The sequence below is a fragment of the Clostridium tyrobutyricum genome (assembly GCF_019144085.1).
GTDB lineage: Bacteria > Bacillota > Clostridia > Clostridiales > Clostridiaceae > Clostridium_B > Clostridium_B tyrobutyricum_A.
The window spans coordinates 1-227 of the sequence record NZ_JAHHUY010000137.1; the positions used below are offsets into that span (position 1 = coordinate 1).

At 58.6% G+C, this 227-nt stretch carries 1 protein-coding gene; it reads right to left on the bottom strand.

The genetic code is table 11. The annotated features are described in order from the left end of the window. Window positions 1-227, bottom strand: a 227-nt coding sequence (locus KM800_RS15340) for an ExbD/TolR family protein (RefSeq protein ID WP_217813848.1), incomplete at both ends; no start/stop codon positions are given.

A 227-nucleotide genomic window follows, 5' to 3' on the forward strand; every position in this document is an offset into this window, starting at 1 on the left:
TCCAGTGCAATGCGCCGTCGGCAGTGACCGAAATGTTTACGCTCTCGGGCTTGACGAGGTTGGGCGTGTTGTCCGCGCGTGGCAGGTCCAGCTTGACCGAGTGCGTGAGCACTGGCACGGTGATGATGAAGATGATGAGCAGCACCAGCATCACGTCCACCAACGGTGTCATGTTGATTTCGCTGACCATGTCGTCGCTGCTGTCGAGTCCGCTTCCAAAGGCCATG